Annotated in this window: 14 protein-coding genes; all 14 read left to right on the top strand. The window is 49.8% G+C overall.

What is annotated here, in order from left to right; translation table 11 throughout:
* The first annotated feature begins 6 nt into the window (after window positions 1-6).
* The 14 genes from bshA to ACOZB4_RS29150 all read left to right on the top strand — a co-directional run bounded on the left by bshA (window position 7) and on the right by ACOZB4_RS29150 (window position 14,587).
* Entirely contained in the window at window positions 7-1,170 is a 1,164-nt protein-coding gene (bshA, locus tag ACOZB4_RS29215; RefSeq protein WP_076320991.1) for an N-acetyl-alpha-D-glucosaminyl L-malate synthase BshA, read from the top strand.
* A 43-nt stretch (window positions 1,171-1,213) separates the two neighbouring features.
* A complete protein-coding gene (locus ACOZB4_RS29210) occupies window positions 1,214-2,512 on the top strand; it encodes a CCA tRNA nucleotidyltransferase (protein ID WP_379414595.1) in 1,299 nt (432 codons plus the stop codon).
* Window positions 2,499-3,479, top strand: a complete 981-nt coding sequence (locus tag ACOZB4_RS29205) for a biotin--[acetyl-CoA-carboxylase] ligase (RefSeq protein WP_379414594.1) — start codon at window positions 2,499-2,501, stop codon at window positions 3,477-3,479. The genes ACOZB4_RS29210 and ACOZB4_RS29205 overlap by 14 nt, the downstream gene beginning before the upstream one ends.
* 301 nt (window positions 3,480-3,780) lie before the next feature.
* Window positions 3,781-4,668, top strand: a complete 888-nt coding sequence (gene panB, locus ACOZB4_RS29200; protein WP_379414593.1) for a 3-methyl-2-oxobutanoate hydroxymethyltransferase — start codon at window positions 3,781-3,783, stop codon at window positions 4,666-4,668.
* Window positions 4,665-5,555, top strand: a complete 891-nt coding sequence (panC, locus tag ACOZB4_RS29195; protein WP_379414592.1) for a pantoate--beta-alanine ligase — start codon at window positions 4,665-4,667, stop codon at window positions 5,553-5,555. The genes panB and panC overlap by 4 nt, the downstream gene beginning before the upstream one ends.
* Window positions 5,548-5,931 (top strand): aspartate 1-decarboxylase, encoded by a 384-nt coding sequence (gene panD / locus ACOZB4_RS29190; protein WP_076320996.1) that lies wholly within the window; start codon window positions 5,548-5,550, stop codon window positions 5,929-5,931. Before panC ends, panD begins: the two co-directional genes overlap by 8 nt.
* Window positions 5,932-6,076: 145 nt before the next feature.
* Window positions 6,077-6,682 (top strand): hypothetical protein, encoded by a 606-nt coding sequence (locus ACOZB4_RS29185; RefSeq protein ID WP_379414591.1) that lies wholly within the window; start codon window positions 6,077-6,079, stop codon window positions 6,680-6,682.
* 23 nt (window positions 6,683-6,705) lie between these two features.
* Window positions 6,706-6,828 (top strand): hypothetical protein, encoded by a 123-nt coding sequence (locus ACOZB4_RS29180; RefSeq protein ID WP_379414590.1) that lies wholly within the window; start codon window positions 6,706-6,708, stop codon window positions 6,826-6,828.
* Between the two features lie 25 nt (window positions 6,829-6,853).
* On the top strand, window positions 6,854-9,730 hold the full coding sequence (gene dinG, locus ACOZB4_RS29175; protein ID WP_379414589.1) for an ATP-dependent DNA helicase DinG: 2,877 nt from the start codon (window positions 6,854-6,856) through the stop codon (window positions 9,728-9,730).
* 72 nt (window positions 9,731-9,802) lie between these two features.
* Window positions 9,803-10,468 carry a redox-sensing transcriptional repressor Rex gene (locus tag ACOZB4_RS29170; RefSeq protein ID WP_379414588.1) on the top strand — a complete coding sequence of 222 codons (666 nt, stop codon included), beginning with the start codon at window positions 9,803-9,805 and terminating at the stop codon, window positions 10,466-10,468.
* On the top strand, window positions 10,443-11,744 hold the full coding sequence (locus ACOZB4_RS29165; RefSeq protein WP_379414587.1) for an amidohydrolase: 1,302 nt from the start codon (window positions 10,443-10,445) through the stop codon (window positions 11,742-11,744). Before ACOZB4_RS29170 ends, ACOZB4_RS29165 begins: the two co-directional genes overlap by 26 nt.
* 31 nt (window positions 11,745-11,775) lie before the next feature.
* The gene (locus ACOZB4_RS29160; RefSeq protein WP_379414586.1) at window positions 11,776-12,294 is read left to right on the top strand and encodes a DUF5590 domain-containing protein; all 519 of its coding nucleotides are present in this window, start codon (window positions 11,776-11,778) and stop codon (window positions 12,292-12,294) included.
* Between the two features lie 264 nt (window positions 12,295-12,558).
* Window positions 12,559-13,092 (top strand): hypothetical protein, encoded by a 534-nt coding sequence (locus ACOZB4_RS29155; protein WP_076321001.1) that lies wholly within the window; start codon window positions 12,559-12,561, stop codon window positions 13,090-13,092.
* Entirely contained in the window at window positions 13,085-14,587 is a 1,503-nt protein-coding gene (locus ACOZB4_RS29150) for an AAA family ATPase (RefSeq protein WP_379414585.1), read from the top strand. The genes ACOZB4_RS29155 and ACOZB4_RS29150 overlap by 8 nt, the downstream gene beginning before the upstream one ends.
* Window positions 14,588-14,621: the final 34 nt, after the last annotated feature.

The following is a 14,621-nucleotide window of genomic DNA, read 5'->3' as shown; positions in this document are numbered from 1 at the left end:
CCTGACATGAATCAACAACCATTAAAAATCGGCATTACCTGTTACCCTTCATTGGGCGGGTCGGGCGTGGTGGCGACAGAGCTGGGGAAACTCCTGGCCGAGCAAGGACACCAGGTTCATTTTATTGCTCACAGCATTCCGTTCCGGTTAGGGACTTTCCATAAAAATATTTTTTATCATGAAGTTGAAGTGAACGACTACTATGTGTTTCGATACCCGCCATATGATTTGTCGCTAGCGACAAAGATGGCTCAGGTAGCCAAAATGCAGCAGCTTGATGTGCTGCATGTGCACTATGCGGTGCCACATGCCGTGTGTGCCTTCCTAGCGAAGCAGATGGTCGGAGATCAGCTGAAGGTCGTCACGACGCTGCATGGAACCGATATTACGGTTCTGGCGCAGGATGAATCGCTGAAGGACTTAATTCGACTCGCTATTAATGAAAGTGATGCGGTTACGGCTGTTTCTCAGGATCTTATCCGAGAAACGCGGGAGCTGCTGGATATAAGCCGGGATATTGACCTTACCTACAATTTTGTGGATCCGCGGGTATATTATCCACGGGATTCGGAATCACTGCGTAAAGATTATGCAGATCCGAATGAGAAGATCTTGATGCATATTTCCAACTTCCGACCGGTAAAACGGGTAGCGGACGTGTTGGAAATATTCGCCCAGGTTCAGGAACAGGTCCCGGCGAAACTGCTGCTTGTCGGGGAAGGGCCCGAGCTTCCGAAAATTCAGTGCCGGATCAATGAGCTGGGACTCGCGAGCAAAGTGCATTTTCTAGGCAAGCAAGATGAAATTGCGCACGTCATATCCATGGCGGATGTGCTGCTGCTTCCTTCCGAGAAAGAAAGCTTTGGCCTGGTTGCTCTAGAAGCGATGGCCTGCGGAGTGCCTACCGTCGGCTCTACGGCAGGCGGGATTCCCGAGTTGATAACACATGGCGAAACCGGGTATTTGGCTCCTATCGGAGACACCTATTCGATGGCTCAGCATGTGCTTGAAATTTTAAAGGATGAAGCGCTTAGTGAGCGGCTGCGCAAGGCTTGTCTGCATCGTTCCAAGACGATGTTCTGCAATGAATTAATACGAGGCAAGTACGAAGAAATATATTACCGAGTATTGGGACGGGAGGTTAGCGAGTTGAAGCCGGTCTGCGGCTAAGCTCGACCCTCTCGTTGTTTTTCGGATAAAGGAACGGGAAACTATGGCAGATATGTTTAATTCAATACGATGGCGCAACGCGGATCCCGATATGGCCGAGCGGAGTGCGGACGTGATCCGGACTCTGCTTCGGCATGGACATGAAGCGTATTGGGTCGGAGGCTGTGTCCGTGATGAATACATGGGACGCAGGGTCAGTGATATGGATATTACGACCTCCGCCTTGCCGGAAGTCACCTGTTCCGTCTTTCCCAAGGTCATTCCTACAGGAATCAAGCATGGGACCGTAACGGTGCTGATGGAAGGCCAGTCTTTCGAAGTGACGACTTATCGGGTGGAGAGCGGTTATGAGGATCACCGTCATCCAACGGAGGTCGCTTTCGTCAGAGAAGTAAAGGAAGATTTGAGACGGCGCGATTTTACGATGAATGCGATGGCCCGAGGGATTGATGGATCCTGGGTGGATCCGTTTGGCGGACGAGCGGATATTGATAGGCAGGTGATCCGCTGCGTAGGCGATGCGCGTCTGCGTTTCCGTGAAGACGCCCTGCGCATGGTTCGCTGCATCCGTTTCGCCTCTGTGTTCGGTTTCTCCATCGCGCAGCATACATGGAGAGGGATTCTCTCGGAGAGAGACACCTTAAGCTGGATTGCGATGGAACGCATCCGCAGTGAATTTGAAAAGATATTGACAGGGCCGGCCCCCTTACGCGGATTGGAGATGTTTGTCCGCAGCGGCTTGTACGCCCGAATGAAAGCGCCGTTTCCGTATACCGGGCATGACACGCAGGCGATAGAAGCCATGAGTGGGATCGAGCCGGAGCATACTACGATCCGCTGGACGCTGCTGCTGCTTGCCTGCGGCATTTCAGCCCAGGCAGCAGAGGGACTGCTGCGATCATGGACGTTCTCCAATAAGCAGCGGGAAGCCATCGTTAAGCAGCTGGCGCTTCATGAATCCTATCTGCAAGAGAAGGAAGAGGAAGATACCAAGAGCGCTAGGCCCCAGTGGATTAAGCTGGTTCTTTTCCACGGAGCCGAGGCAGCTCAAGGCTGGCTGCATTTGCAGACGGCGTTGAACCAAACGGGAGCGGCGTCTGCCTCACTTAGCGTAATCGAGCAGCTTGACGGTTGGCTCCGGGAACTCCGAATTCGGAGTTTGAAGGATTTGGCCATCACCGGAAACGAACTGCTTGAAGCGCTGGACAAGCGCGGGGGCCCATGGCTAGGCGAACTTCTCGGGCAATTGCTAGAGAAAGCGGCAGCAGGTTTAATTAACAACGATAAGGAATCGTTGATTGAAGAAGCAAAGCGGGTGGTAATTCATAATGAAGGATTATGATCAAGACAATGCACTTCTGAAAATGTTCCAGGAGCATTCCGGCCAGTTTTTGTCCGGAGAAGAGATCAGCCGTAAATTGTCCATCAGCCGGACAGCCGTATGGAAACAGATCAATAAGCTTCGTCATTTGGGTTATGATTTCGAGGCCGTTCCACGGCTTGGCTACCGCATGATGGATGAACCGGACAAACTGAGCGTGGAACAACTGACAGCGGGGATGACCAGTCAAACCTTCGGGAAACCGCTGAAGCTGCTTGACAAAACGGCGTCAACGCAGGAAGATGCCCGGCAATTGGCGGAAGAAGGGGCAACGGAAGGCACGCTTGTGATCTCGGAAGAGCAGACGGGCGGCCGCGGGAGAATGGGCAGGAAATTCCACTCCCCGAGAGGCAAAGGCATATGGATGAGCCTGGTGCTCAGACCGAAGCAACCTCTGCATTTAACCCAGCAGCTCACCTTGTTGACAGGCGTAGCGGTATGCCGTGCGATCACGAAGTGCGCCGGTGTGCAAACCGATATCAAATGGCCAAACGACATTCTGTTTCAAGGCAAAAAGGTGTGCGGCATTTTGCTGGAGTCTGCAACAGAAGACGAAAGGGTGCGCTACTGCATTGCCGGTATCGGCATCAGCGCCAATCTGAAAGAGTCGGATTTTCCGGAGGAGCTGCGCGGCGTGGCGACTTCGATTCGCATGGCTGGCGGAGCAACCGTCAATCGGACAGAGCTGATCCAGTCCATCATGGCGGAGATGGAGGTTTTATATGAATTGTACAACGAGCAGGGCTTCGAGCCTATAGCCTCTCTCTGGGAAGCTTTATCCGGCACGGTGGGCAGGGAAGTTCAAGTGCAGACGACCCTTGACCGTTTTAGCGGGATTGCCACAGGACTCAACCGAGATGGTGCGCTGCTGGTCCGCAATCAAGATGACGAGCTGATCCCCGTATATTCCGGTGAAATTCTTTTTTAATACCAGGTAAATGAAACATGGTGAAATCGTAGTTGGATTTTGTTATACTATGACCAAGAGGCGGTATCGCCATGAGCGAATTGCACTCTACAGCAAGTGGTATTGAACAGCATTATTTTTTTAGAACACCTTCATAACTGTTATGCCGGTTACGTTGGATTCTGCTCTGAGCCGAAAGGACCGAGACAGAAGGGACGATCGCGAGTGACTCTTTTTTGCCTTTCGGACTTTTTAGCAAGTATGTGCTAAAAGGTTTTTTTTATTGTGTCTAACTTATTTACACAAAGGAGGCTGTGTCACAATGGCAGGCAAACAACCACTGAACATCGTGAAGATGAAGAACATGAAGAAGAAGGGTGTACCGATCACCATGCTGACCGCGTACGATTATCCTTCCGCCAAGCTGGCGGAGGAAGCGGATATTGATATGATATTGGTAGGCGATTCCCTCGGCAATGTCGTGCTCGGCTATAACTCCACAATTCCGGTAACGCTGGACGACATGGTATATCATACCCGTGCCGTCGCTCGTGGAGCGGAAGAAACTTTTATCGTAGCGGATATGCCGTTTATGACCTATCACGGAGATATTGATGAAAGTCTGCGCGGGGTGCGGAGATTGATGCAGGAAGGTCATGCGCATGCCGTGAAAATGGAGGGCGGCGAAGAAATCGCCGGCACCGTGAAACGGATCGTACAGTCCGGCGTACCGGTACTGGGTCATATCGGGCTGACGCCTCAGTCGGTGAATCAAATTGGAGGCTACCGGATCCAAGGCAAGGATGCCCAAGACGCTCAGCGGCTCATGAATGATGCAAAGGCACTTGAAGCGGCTGGAGCATTCGCAATTGTATTGGAGCTGGTTACAGAAGAGGCTGCGGCGGAAATATCTAAAGCGCTGAGCATACCGACGATTGGCATCGGAGCGGGTCGTTACTGCGACGGTCAAGTTCTGGTATTCCATGATTTAATCAAATATGCGTCTCCCTATCGGGACAAACGCTTCGTGAAAACTTACGCTGATGTAGGCTCCGTTATCCGTGAAGGCATTACGCAGTATGTGAAGGAAGTGAAGGACCGCTCATTCCCGGCAGAGGAGCATGTCTTCAAGGCCGAGAATCATGAGGCTTCCGAAACGACAACAACATTATATGGAAGCAAAAAGGAAAAGGTGGGCACGACATCATGAAAGTGATTCGCACCATTGCGGAATTAAGATCAGAACTTAAGGACCGCTGGGAATCCGGCAGTGGTTCGGTAGGACTTGTGCCTACGATGGGTTATTTGCATGAAGGACACGCCAGCCTGATGCGTAAGGCGCGAGAAATGGCAGGTACGGTGGTTGTCAGTATCTTTGTCAATCCGATTCAATTCGGACCGGGTGAGGATTATGAGACCTATCCCCGGGATGAGGCACGCGATCTGGCGTTGGCGGAATCCGAAGGGGTGAATGTGGTTTTTATTCCCACGGTTCAGGAAATGTATCCCCAGCCGACCAAAACCAAAATCGCTGTATCGGAAATTACGTCTTTGTTGTGCGGGGCCTCCCGTCCCGGGCATTTTGACGGTGTTACCACGGTTGTTAACAAATTGTTTAATATCGTAAAACCTGACTATGCTTTCTTCGGAATGAAGGATGCCCAGCAGGTAGCCGTCATTGAGCAAATGGTTCAAGATTTGAACATGGACGTAACCATCGTGCCTTGTCCGATCATCCGCGAATCTGACGGCCTTGCTCTAAGCTCACGCAACGTGTATTTGAAGCCGGAAGAGCGGGAGCAGGCACTTGTGCTGTCGGGCTCTTTGCGAACCGCTCAGGAGATGATCCAGCAGGGACAAGCGACAACGGCAGGAGAGATCCGTGTTCATCTTCGGGATTCTATATCCCAGTCCCCGCTCGCTGATATTGATTATGCAGAATTGCTCACTTTCCCGGAACTTGTTCCCGTGGAAGATTCATATCGCATTGCGGATGAAGGCAGAACCGTCATTATGGCGCTGGCCGTACGATTTGGCCGCACCCGTCTCATTGACAATGCGTTACTTCAACCAAAAGTAGGGGGATCCCATGTTTAGAACAATGATGAAATCCAAAATCCACCGCGCAACGGTGACGGAAGCCAATCTGAACTATGTGGGCAGCATTACCATTGATGAGGATCTAATGGAGGCTGCAGACCTTTTGGAGAATGAAAAAGTTCAAATCGTAAACAATAACAATGGCGCCCGTTTGGAAACGTACGTGATCAAAGGCGAACGCGGCAGTGGCGTGATTTGTCTGAACGGGGCAGCTGCAAGGCTTGTACAGCCTGGCGACAACGTCATTATCATTTCTTATGCCATGATGTCTAAAGAGGAATACGACAATCATACCCCAACGGTTGTGATCGTTGACGAAATGAATAAGCCGGTTAACACGGAATATCGTGAGGTTCACGCCGCGGTTCTCTAAATGGTCTCCTAAGAGCCAAAATGTGTCGGGACCTTAAAGGGATGAAAAGACCGACTTCTACAGAAAATGAGTTCAGGTCGACGCACTGATCTCATTTTTCCGCTAAGGGTGGGATGCAGCTATGTTTCAACATGTATTCGCTGAAATGAACAACATGTTAGATGAAATTGTGAAGCATTACCCTTCTGCTCAAGGTCCCCAAAAACAGGCGCTGGTACAAAACTGGAACATGCTCAAAAGCATGAGCGAGGGCATTATCGAGGAATGGCTCCATTTTGAAGAGAAGATGGCTATCTTCCGCGAGAGTGCCGCCTCACCTCCTGTTTTTCCACCGACCGAAGCGCCTGAACTGCAGCTTGATGCATTCATTCGCGGCCAAGGTTATTACAAGTTGTTGATGTTCCAGCCGGCTATACAGCAATTTGAGGTGGCCGCCACGGTATTTCCGGATAGCCTTCTGACCAAGCTGTATATTGCGATGTCCCATCTTTATTTGGGGCAAACCATACCAGCGTCCGATGTATTGGTGTCCATCCTGCCCCTGGCAGACAACAAGAAGATGCGAGCGATGATTTACAACGCGCTTGGATGCATCGAGGTGTTGAATGGACAACAAGGGAAAGCCGAGGAGCACTTTGCACTGGCGATTCACAGCGACCCGACACTTCCTGACCCCATTATCAATTTGGAGGTCTGCAAGCAGAATCGCGGTGAGCTCCAGTACGGCAGCCAATTGATCTCTTTGCTGTAGAAATCAAGCCATTACAAGAAGCGATGCCAGAGCTCATTCCTGAGACTTTGGTATCGCTTCTTGCCGTATGGAGCGATGGAGGAGAAACGGGGGATTTTTTACCCGGAATGTTCAAAACCCGCAACTTCTGGTATGCTGTTAATTAGTCTGGAGGAAAGGGATTTTATCGAAATGAAATTTGCCGTATTGGATTTTGAAACCACGGGCAACCAGTCAGCAGATGAGATCATTCAGGTTGGACTGGCCATCATCGAAGAGGATCGAAGCATCTCCCGCGTATACGGCACCTATGTCAATCCCGGGATTCCGATCCCTCCTTTTATTACCGGTTTGACCGGCATTTCCGACAGTGATGTAGCGGATGCTCCGTCATTGGAAGAAATGATGATGGAACTCGTGCCCATGCTCGACGATGTCGTATTGGTTGGGCATAATGTCGCTTTTGATTTTAACTTTTTGCAAAATGCACTCGATCGCTGCGGCTATTTACCGTTCAGCGGCCGAATTCTAGATACGATGCACTTCTTAAAAATATGTTTTCCCTCGCTGCCTTCTTATCAGCTCGGGATGGTCTCTTCTCATTTCGGTCTGGAGCATGACCGTCCGCATCAGGCGGACAGCGATGCGCTTGCCACAGCCTATGCACTGCTGAAATGCCTGGAGGAGATCGATGAGCTTCCTCTCCTTACCGTGCAGCGGTTAAGCGACCTGTTTGCCGACGAGGACAGCGACTTGGCCTGGTTCTTTGACGGCATCCGTGCTGACAGGGAGTTCCAGGCTGTACAAGCCGGAGACACCCATACGTACTATCGTCAATTTGCCCTGGCCGTTGACGATTGGAACGATATTGCGCCTGCCAGGGATGAGTCGGAGCCTAATCCGCTGGCGGATGTAAGCTTTGAGCAATACATGAATGATGTCCGTGAACGTCTAAAGGAAACGCTGCCTCATTATGAGAGCAGGGATGCCCAGGACATGATGTTTCAGGAAGTGATGCAGGCTCTCGATGACAATAAACATTTATTGATCGAAGCTGGCACGGGAACAGGCAAATCCCTCGGGTATTTGCTGCCGTCGATTTATCAAAGCGTGAAGCAGGAACAGAAGGTTATGGTGAGCACGCATACAATCAACCTTCAAGAACAGCTGCGTGACCGGGATATTCCCCTGCTCACCCAGGTTGTTCCTTTTCCTTTTAAAGCGGCTATTTTCAAGGGAAGAGGCCATTATTTGTGTTTGAGAAAATTTGAACATAAAATAAATAGAAGAGATTTTCATTCCCCGAAGGAAGATGTGATCACCGCGGCGCAGATGCTGGTCTGGCTGACCCAGACGGAGAACGGGGATGATGAAGAACTGAACTTTGGCGGTCGCGGAGGGGATTTCTGGGAGACGATCTCCAGTGATTCGGATTCCTGCCTTGGCCGTGCCTGCCCATGGTTCCGCAAATGCTACTATCACAGGGCCAAACATGAAGCGGGCATCGCGGATGTTGTCATTACGAACCATTCGAAGCTGTTCACTGACGTAAAAGCGAATCATCAGCTGCTTCCGAGTTATGAGCGTCTCGTCATTGATGAAGCGCATCATCTGGAGGACGTCGCTGGCAAGCACCTTGGCTTGCAGATGAAATATTTTTCGGTGGTCCATACGCTGACTCGTATGTACAAAGACAGCCGCAGCGGTCAGCTTCCGGCTCTTCGCCAGCTGCTGCAAGCATCATCGCATGAGAAGGCTGTCGAGTGGTCCTCCATCATAGACCGGATTTATCCGGATCTGATCACCGCAAAAGAGAATTGGGACCGGCTCAGCGATCAATTGTTCGGACTGCTTCCGGAACGCGGAGACGCGACTCCGGGGGATGCCGGTCAATTCTCGCTTCGCTTATCGCCTCTGAAGAAGCCGAAGGATTGGGGTTCGCTGGCCGAGTTGGAGCATCAAATTCATGTGACGCTGGGCGATGTCGTTCGCAAGGGTGACAAGCTGATCGCCGAGATGAAGGAAGATCTGGACGACTACAGCGCGGACAGTTTGTTAACAGACCTATCGGGTCTGTTTAAGGACCTGGCCGCACACCGCGATGACCTGAGGTCCTTCATGGCTCTGAATGATGAAGGCACGGTATACTGGATGGAGGCTAACGGGAATTTCCGCGGCAAATCGCTGCAGCTTTATGCAGTGCCTGTCGATGTTAGCACTCACTTGAAGGAATTGTTTTTTGACAAGAAACAAAGCGTGATCCTGACATCGGCGACCTTGTCGGTGGATAAATCGTTTCAGTTCATGATCGAGAACTTGGGTCTTCAGGAAGCGGCAGATAGCGGCAACCTGAACACGGTTCTGCTGCCGTCCCCGTTTAATTACAGGGAGCAGGCCCTCCTTGTCGTGCCGCGCGATTTTCCGAGCGTGAAGGGCTCGGTCGGGGATGCACTCTTTGTGAATACACTTGTGCAATCATTGGCCGATACGGCAATCGCTACGCATGGCCGCATGCTTGTGCTGTTCACTTCGTACCGCATGCTGCGTCAGGTTCACGAGCCGTTGAAGGAGGCGCTGGCATCCAGCGATATTACGGTACTGGGACAAGGGATGGACGGAACCAGCCGTACCAAGTTAATCCGGAGATTCCAGGATAGCAGCGCTTCGGTCCTGCTGGGTACGAGCTCCTTCTGGGAAGGGGTAGACATACCCGGGGAGGCGCTCACTTGCCTTGCGATCGTCCGGCTGCCGTTCCAGCCGCCGAATCATCCCTTGGTCGAAGCCAAGAGCGAATTGCTGCAGCAGCAGAAGAAGAACCCGTTCATGAAACTTTCGGTTCCGCAAGCGGTCATTCGCTTCAAACAGGGATTTGGCCGACTGGTGCGGACCGCGCAAGATAAGGGGATTGTCATTGTCTACGATACCCGGGTCATTGAATCCTATTACGGGAAATATTTCTTATATTCTTTGCCGGGGCCGAAGATGGAGCACATGCCGACAGAGGGGATCGTTCCCCGAATTTCGGAATGGCTGCAGGAAGAGGCAGGCATAGAGAACCAAGCTGAATAAAAGTGAAACAATGAACGAAATGATCTGTCACAAAAAAATGTAGTTATTAACCTATTATTAGGGGGAGCATGAATGAAATCGGAAAAAATTTCGGAAGCCGTGGTCCGCAGATTACCTGTATACTTGCGCTATTTGAATGAGCTTCAGAAAAGGGAGGTCTCCACGGTTTCCTCCCAGGAACTGGGACAAAAACTGGACCTCAATCCTGCTCAAATTCGTAAGGACCTAGCGTATTTCGGTGATTTTGGACGGAAAGGGATCGGATATGACGTATCTTATCTGATCGAGAAAATTCGCCAGATTCTAAAGCTGGACCAGAAGATCAATGTCGCATTGATTGGGGCCGGTAATCTTGGACATGCATTATCGAATTACAATGCATTTCTGAAGGACAATATGAAGATTGTGGCGGTTTTCGATTCGTATTCTCCCAAAGTTGGTATGAAAATTAACAATTTGGTTGTACAGCCGATGGAGGAACTGGAGAAGACGGTTCATGAGTACGGCATTCGTATCGGGATAATCACCGTTCCGGATTTTGAAGCGCAGAATGTAGCCAATCAGCTTATCGCCGCAGGCATCGAGGCTATCCTGAATTTTGCGCCAACCATCCTGAAAGCCCCATCCCATATCAGGATTCATACGGCTGATTTTACTACAGATTTGCAGAGTTTGGCCTATTATTTGGATAACGGCAAGGAGGATGCAGGACATGACGATAACGAAGTGGATGGTTAAGAACGGAACGTTTGCGGTATTAGAGGAAGGAAGAACCGTGCTACGCGGATATATGGTTGTGGAGAATGACCGCATAACCTATCTGGGTGAAGAAGAGCCAACCATCCAAGAGGGAACAGAAGTTATCGACGGAACTCATCTGTTTTTCCTACCGGGGTTAGTGAACACGCACGGACATGCGGCGATGTCCCTGCTCCGCGGTTATGGCGACGATCTGGCACTGCAGGTATGGCTTCAGGAAAAAATGTGGCCTATGGAAGCCAAATTCACGGCCGACGATGTATACTGGGGAACCGCACTCTCCGTGCTGGAGATGATCAAAGGCGGAACCACGACATTTGTGGATATGTATGATCATATGGATCAGGTTGCCAAGGTTGTGCAGGACTCAGGAATGCGCGGCGTCCTAATGCGCGGCGTCATCGGATTGTGTCCGCCTGAGGTGCAGCAGCAGAAGCTGGATGAGGCGGTGGTATTCGCGAAAGACTGGCATGGCAAGGCTGACGGGAGAATTACGACGATGATTTCACCGCATGCACCTTATACGTGCCCGCCGGATTTCATCGAAAAATTCGTTCAGGCATCCCATGATTTGAATCTGCCTTTGCATACGCATATGTCCGAAACGGAAACGGAAGTAGCTCAGAATGTAAAAGACTACGGACTTCGCCCTGTTGCCCATTTGGAGAAGCTTGGCATGTTCTCCCGGCCAACGCTGCTTGCGCATGCCGTCCATCTGACCGATGAAGAAATCGAAATCCTGGCCAAGCATCAAGTTATGGTGTCGCATAATCCAGGCAGCAATTTGAAGCTTGCCAGCGGCATCGCTCGCGTGCCTGCACTGCTGAAAGCTGGCGTAACGGTGTCGCTGGGTACCGATGGACCTGCGAGCAATAATAATCTGGATATGTTTGAAGAGATGCGTCTGGCGGCATTGATCCATAAAGGGGTAAGCGGGGATCCAACCGCAATTCCTGCATCCGAAGCGCTTCGGATGGGTACAGAGTATGGAGCCAAGTCAGCCTTCCTCAACGATATCGGTACGCTTGCAGTAGGTATGAAGGCAGATATGATCGCACTGAACACGGATCAGGCGCACTTCCTTCCGAAGACGGATTACATTTCTCATGCTATCTACTCCGCTAGTGCGAAGGATGTTGAGCATGTATGGGTTGACGGTAAGCAGGTAGTGAAGAATGGCGCGAGTCTTACTCTTGATGAGGAACGTATCCGCCGGGAAGCGCAGCGTACCTTTGAGCGTCTTACAACCCTCTAGGGAATAATCAAGGTGAGCGAGGAAGACGGATTTGAAGAAAAAAACGAAGTGGATATTGCTGAGTGTGTCCAGCGTACTGCTGTTGCTGCTTGGTTTACAGCTCTATTATTCATATGTTATGAAAGATACTTGGAATGAAGAAAGAATGGCAATTGTTGCCGCGAAGCAGCATGGCCAATTGGTTACACCCGGGAAGACCTATAAATCGGTGTGGGGCGAGGATAATAACTATTGGGTGGTAAGCGGGAAGGATCAAGACAATCAAGATCGTATGGTATGGGTGAAATTTACGGATGACAACGTACCTGTTGAAGGTGCTGACGCTGTCCAGTCCGTTTTATTGAAAACGGGGATGTCAGAAGCCCAGATGCGGGATCAGATCTATAACGAATTGCCTGGAGTGGAAATTAAGCGGTTGCTGCCTGGAATGTATGAGGGCGAGTATGCATGGCAGCTGCAGTATGAACACAACGGTCAGCGCGGCTATCGGTTTTATCGTTTTCAAGATGGTAACACCATCGGGAATGACATTATTCTTCCAAATCAATAAAAATGCAGTAAGAGAGGCGCCCTTTAAAATTCATAGGGTGCCTCTCTTTTTCTCCGACATGTAAGCGCATTCAGAAAGAATATGGAAAAACTGTTCTAAATATTTTCACAGACATGCATGAAAAAGTATATAAGATGTGATATACTCGTACTTGTACAAAACGAGCATATAAATTACATGCATCGCAATATATCGTTGTTATATGTACTATTGTGTCACAAAATGATAGACAAAATTTCATATAGGAAATGAAGGAGGAACTTCATGAAACTACGCATTGTACCTATCATGCTGACTGTCGTGATCTCAGCATCGGTTCTCTTTGGCGGATGGTTTCTGTATCGGCAGATGGCTTTGCAAAATCCGCTGGCAAATGTTGTGTCGCAATATGACGGCGTGAAGGATTCTCATATAGATATTAAACAGAATACCGTTACTTTGAATCTCGATTTGGCTCCAGATACAAATTTACAAGGTTTGGTTCAGCATATTAAGAAGGAAGGCAAGTCTGTGATTGGCAAGCGGGAATTGAAAATCCAGGTGGAGGACCATTCCTCGGAAGCACTGGATCAATGGTGGGAGAAGGCCATGCTCTCAGTCGCCGAAGCAATGGATAATAAGCAGTATACTGATATTCAATCATCGCTCGAGCAGCTTGCTGCCCAGTCTCCGAATTTGAAAGCAAAAGCAACCATCGATGACACCAATGTCTATGTCAGCTTGTCAGACGGCAAGTCTGGTAAATTTATAATCTTGCCGCGTCAGCCTGGCAGCATGGAGGTGTGGAATCATGCCTAAATTAGCTAAAGAAATCATGTTAGGCTTTATTCCCGTATTACTGGTATTCCTTGTATTTGTCGGTGTGAACATCGTGCCCTTGCTCATCGCTGCAGGACTTGTAGGCGGCTTGTTGTTTATCGCTAAAATGAAAGGCGGTATTGCTGTAAGCGCAGGGAATGAGCGCAAGCGGAAAAAGAGCGGACCTGCCAAGCTGACGTTCGAAGAAATCGGCGGGCAGGATAATGCTAAACAAGAACTGCGAGAAGCATTGGATTTTCTGATTCGTCATGAAGACATTAAGAAATTCGGCATTCGTCCATTGAAGGGCATTCTCCTAACCGGGCCTCCGGGAACAGGGAAGACGTTGATGGCGAAAGCCGCTGCCCATTATACGGATTCGATCTTTGTTGCTGCATCCGGCAGTGAATTTGTTGAGATGTACGTCGGTGTTGGTGCGGGGCGCATCCGGGATTTGTTTAAGGATGCCCGGAATCGTGCGACAAAAGAAAACAAACAAAACGCCATCATCTTCATCGATGAGATCGATGTCATTGGCGGTAAACGCGAAGGCGGCCAGCAGCGCGAGTATGACCAGACGCTGAATCAGCTGCTAACCGAGATGGATGGCATCTATTCACAGGATACTCCTCGCATTCTGGTTATCGCCGCAACAAACCGGAAAGAAATGCTGGATAGCGCACTGCTGCGTCCAGGCCGATTCGACCGTCATATTCAAGTAGATCTTCCGGATAAGAAGGGACGCACTCATATCTTGAATCTGCATGCGGGTAATAAGCCGCTGCATGAAGATGTTGACTTGGAGAAAATTGCTGAGGAAGCTTACGGCTTCTCGGGTGCACAGCTTGAGAGCGTCATGAATGAAGCGGCCATTTATACGATGCGCGAGAATGAACAGTTTATCCATCAGCGTCATTTGTCCATGGCGATTGATAAGGTAATGATGGGTGAGCGCTCTGATCGCGAATCGAATTTGGAAGAGAAGAAGCGCGTTGCCATCCATGAATTGGGACATGCTATCATGGCAGAGCTTGTGCGTCCCGGCAGTGTGAAACAAGTTGCCCTCAGCCCGCGTGGTAAGGCACTTGGTTATGTTCGTCATAACCCGCAGGAGGAACAATATCTGTACACAAAATCCTTCCTGGAAGAGCAAATTATGATCGCGCTTGGCGGTGCGGCCGCCGAAGAGATCTTTTACGGGGGGCGAAGCACAGGTTCAAGCAATGACTTTGAGCAATCGCTGAACATCGTGGAGACGATGATGAAGTCTGGTTTGACGTCGCTGGGCATTGTTAACATGAATATGGTAACAACTGAAGAGTTAATGAAAGAGAATAATGTGATTTTGGAAGAGTTAATGAACCGCACTAAGAATCTCTTGGGACAAAAACGGCCAATATTCGACAATTCTCTTGATATCCTTTTAAAGGAAGAAATCCTCTCTGGGGAACAATTTCGTTGTCAATTTCGTGAAAACGCGCTTTTACCAGCATAAATTGTTATGCTGGTTATTTTTTTTTACTTTTTTG

The organism is Paenibacillus sp. NPDC058898 (assembly GCF_049316025.1).
Taxonomy (GTDB): Bacteria; Bacillota; Bacilli; order Paenibacillales; family Paenibacillaceae; genus Paenibacillus_AQ.
Note: the sequence above shows the minus strand (reverse complement) of the source record. Positions and strands in the feature narration are given on the sequence as shown.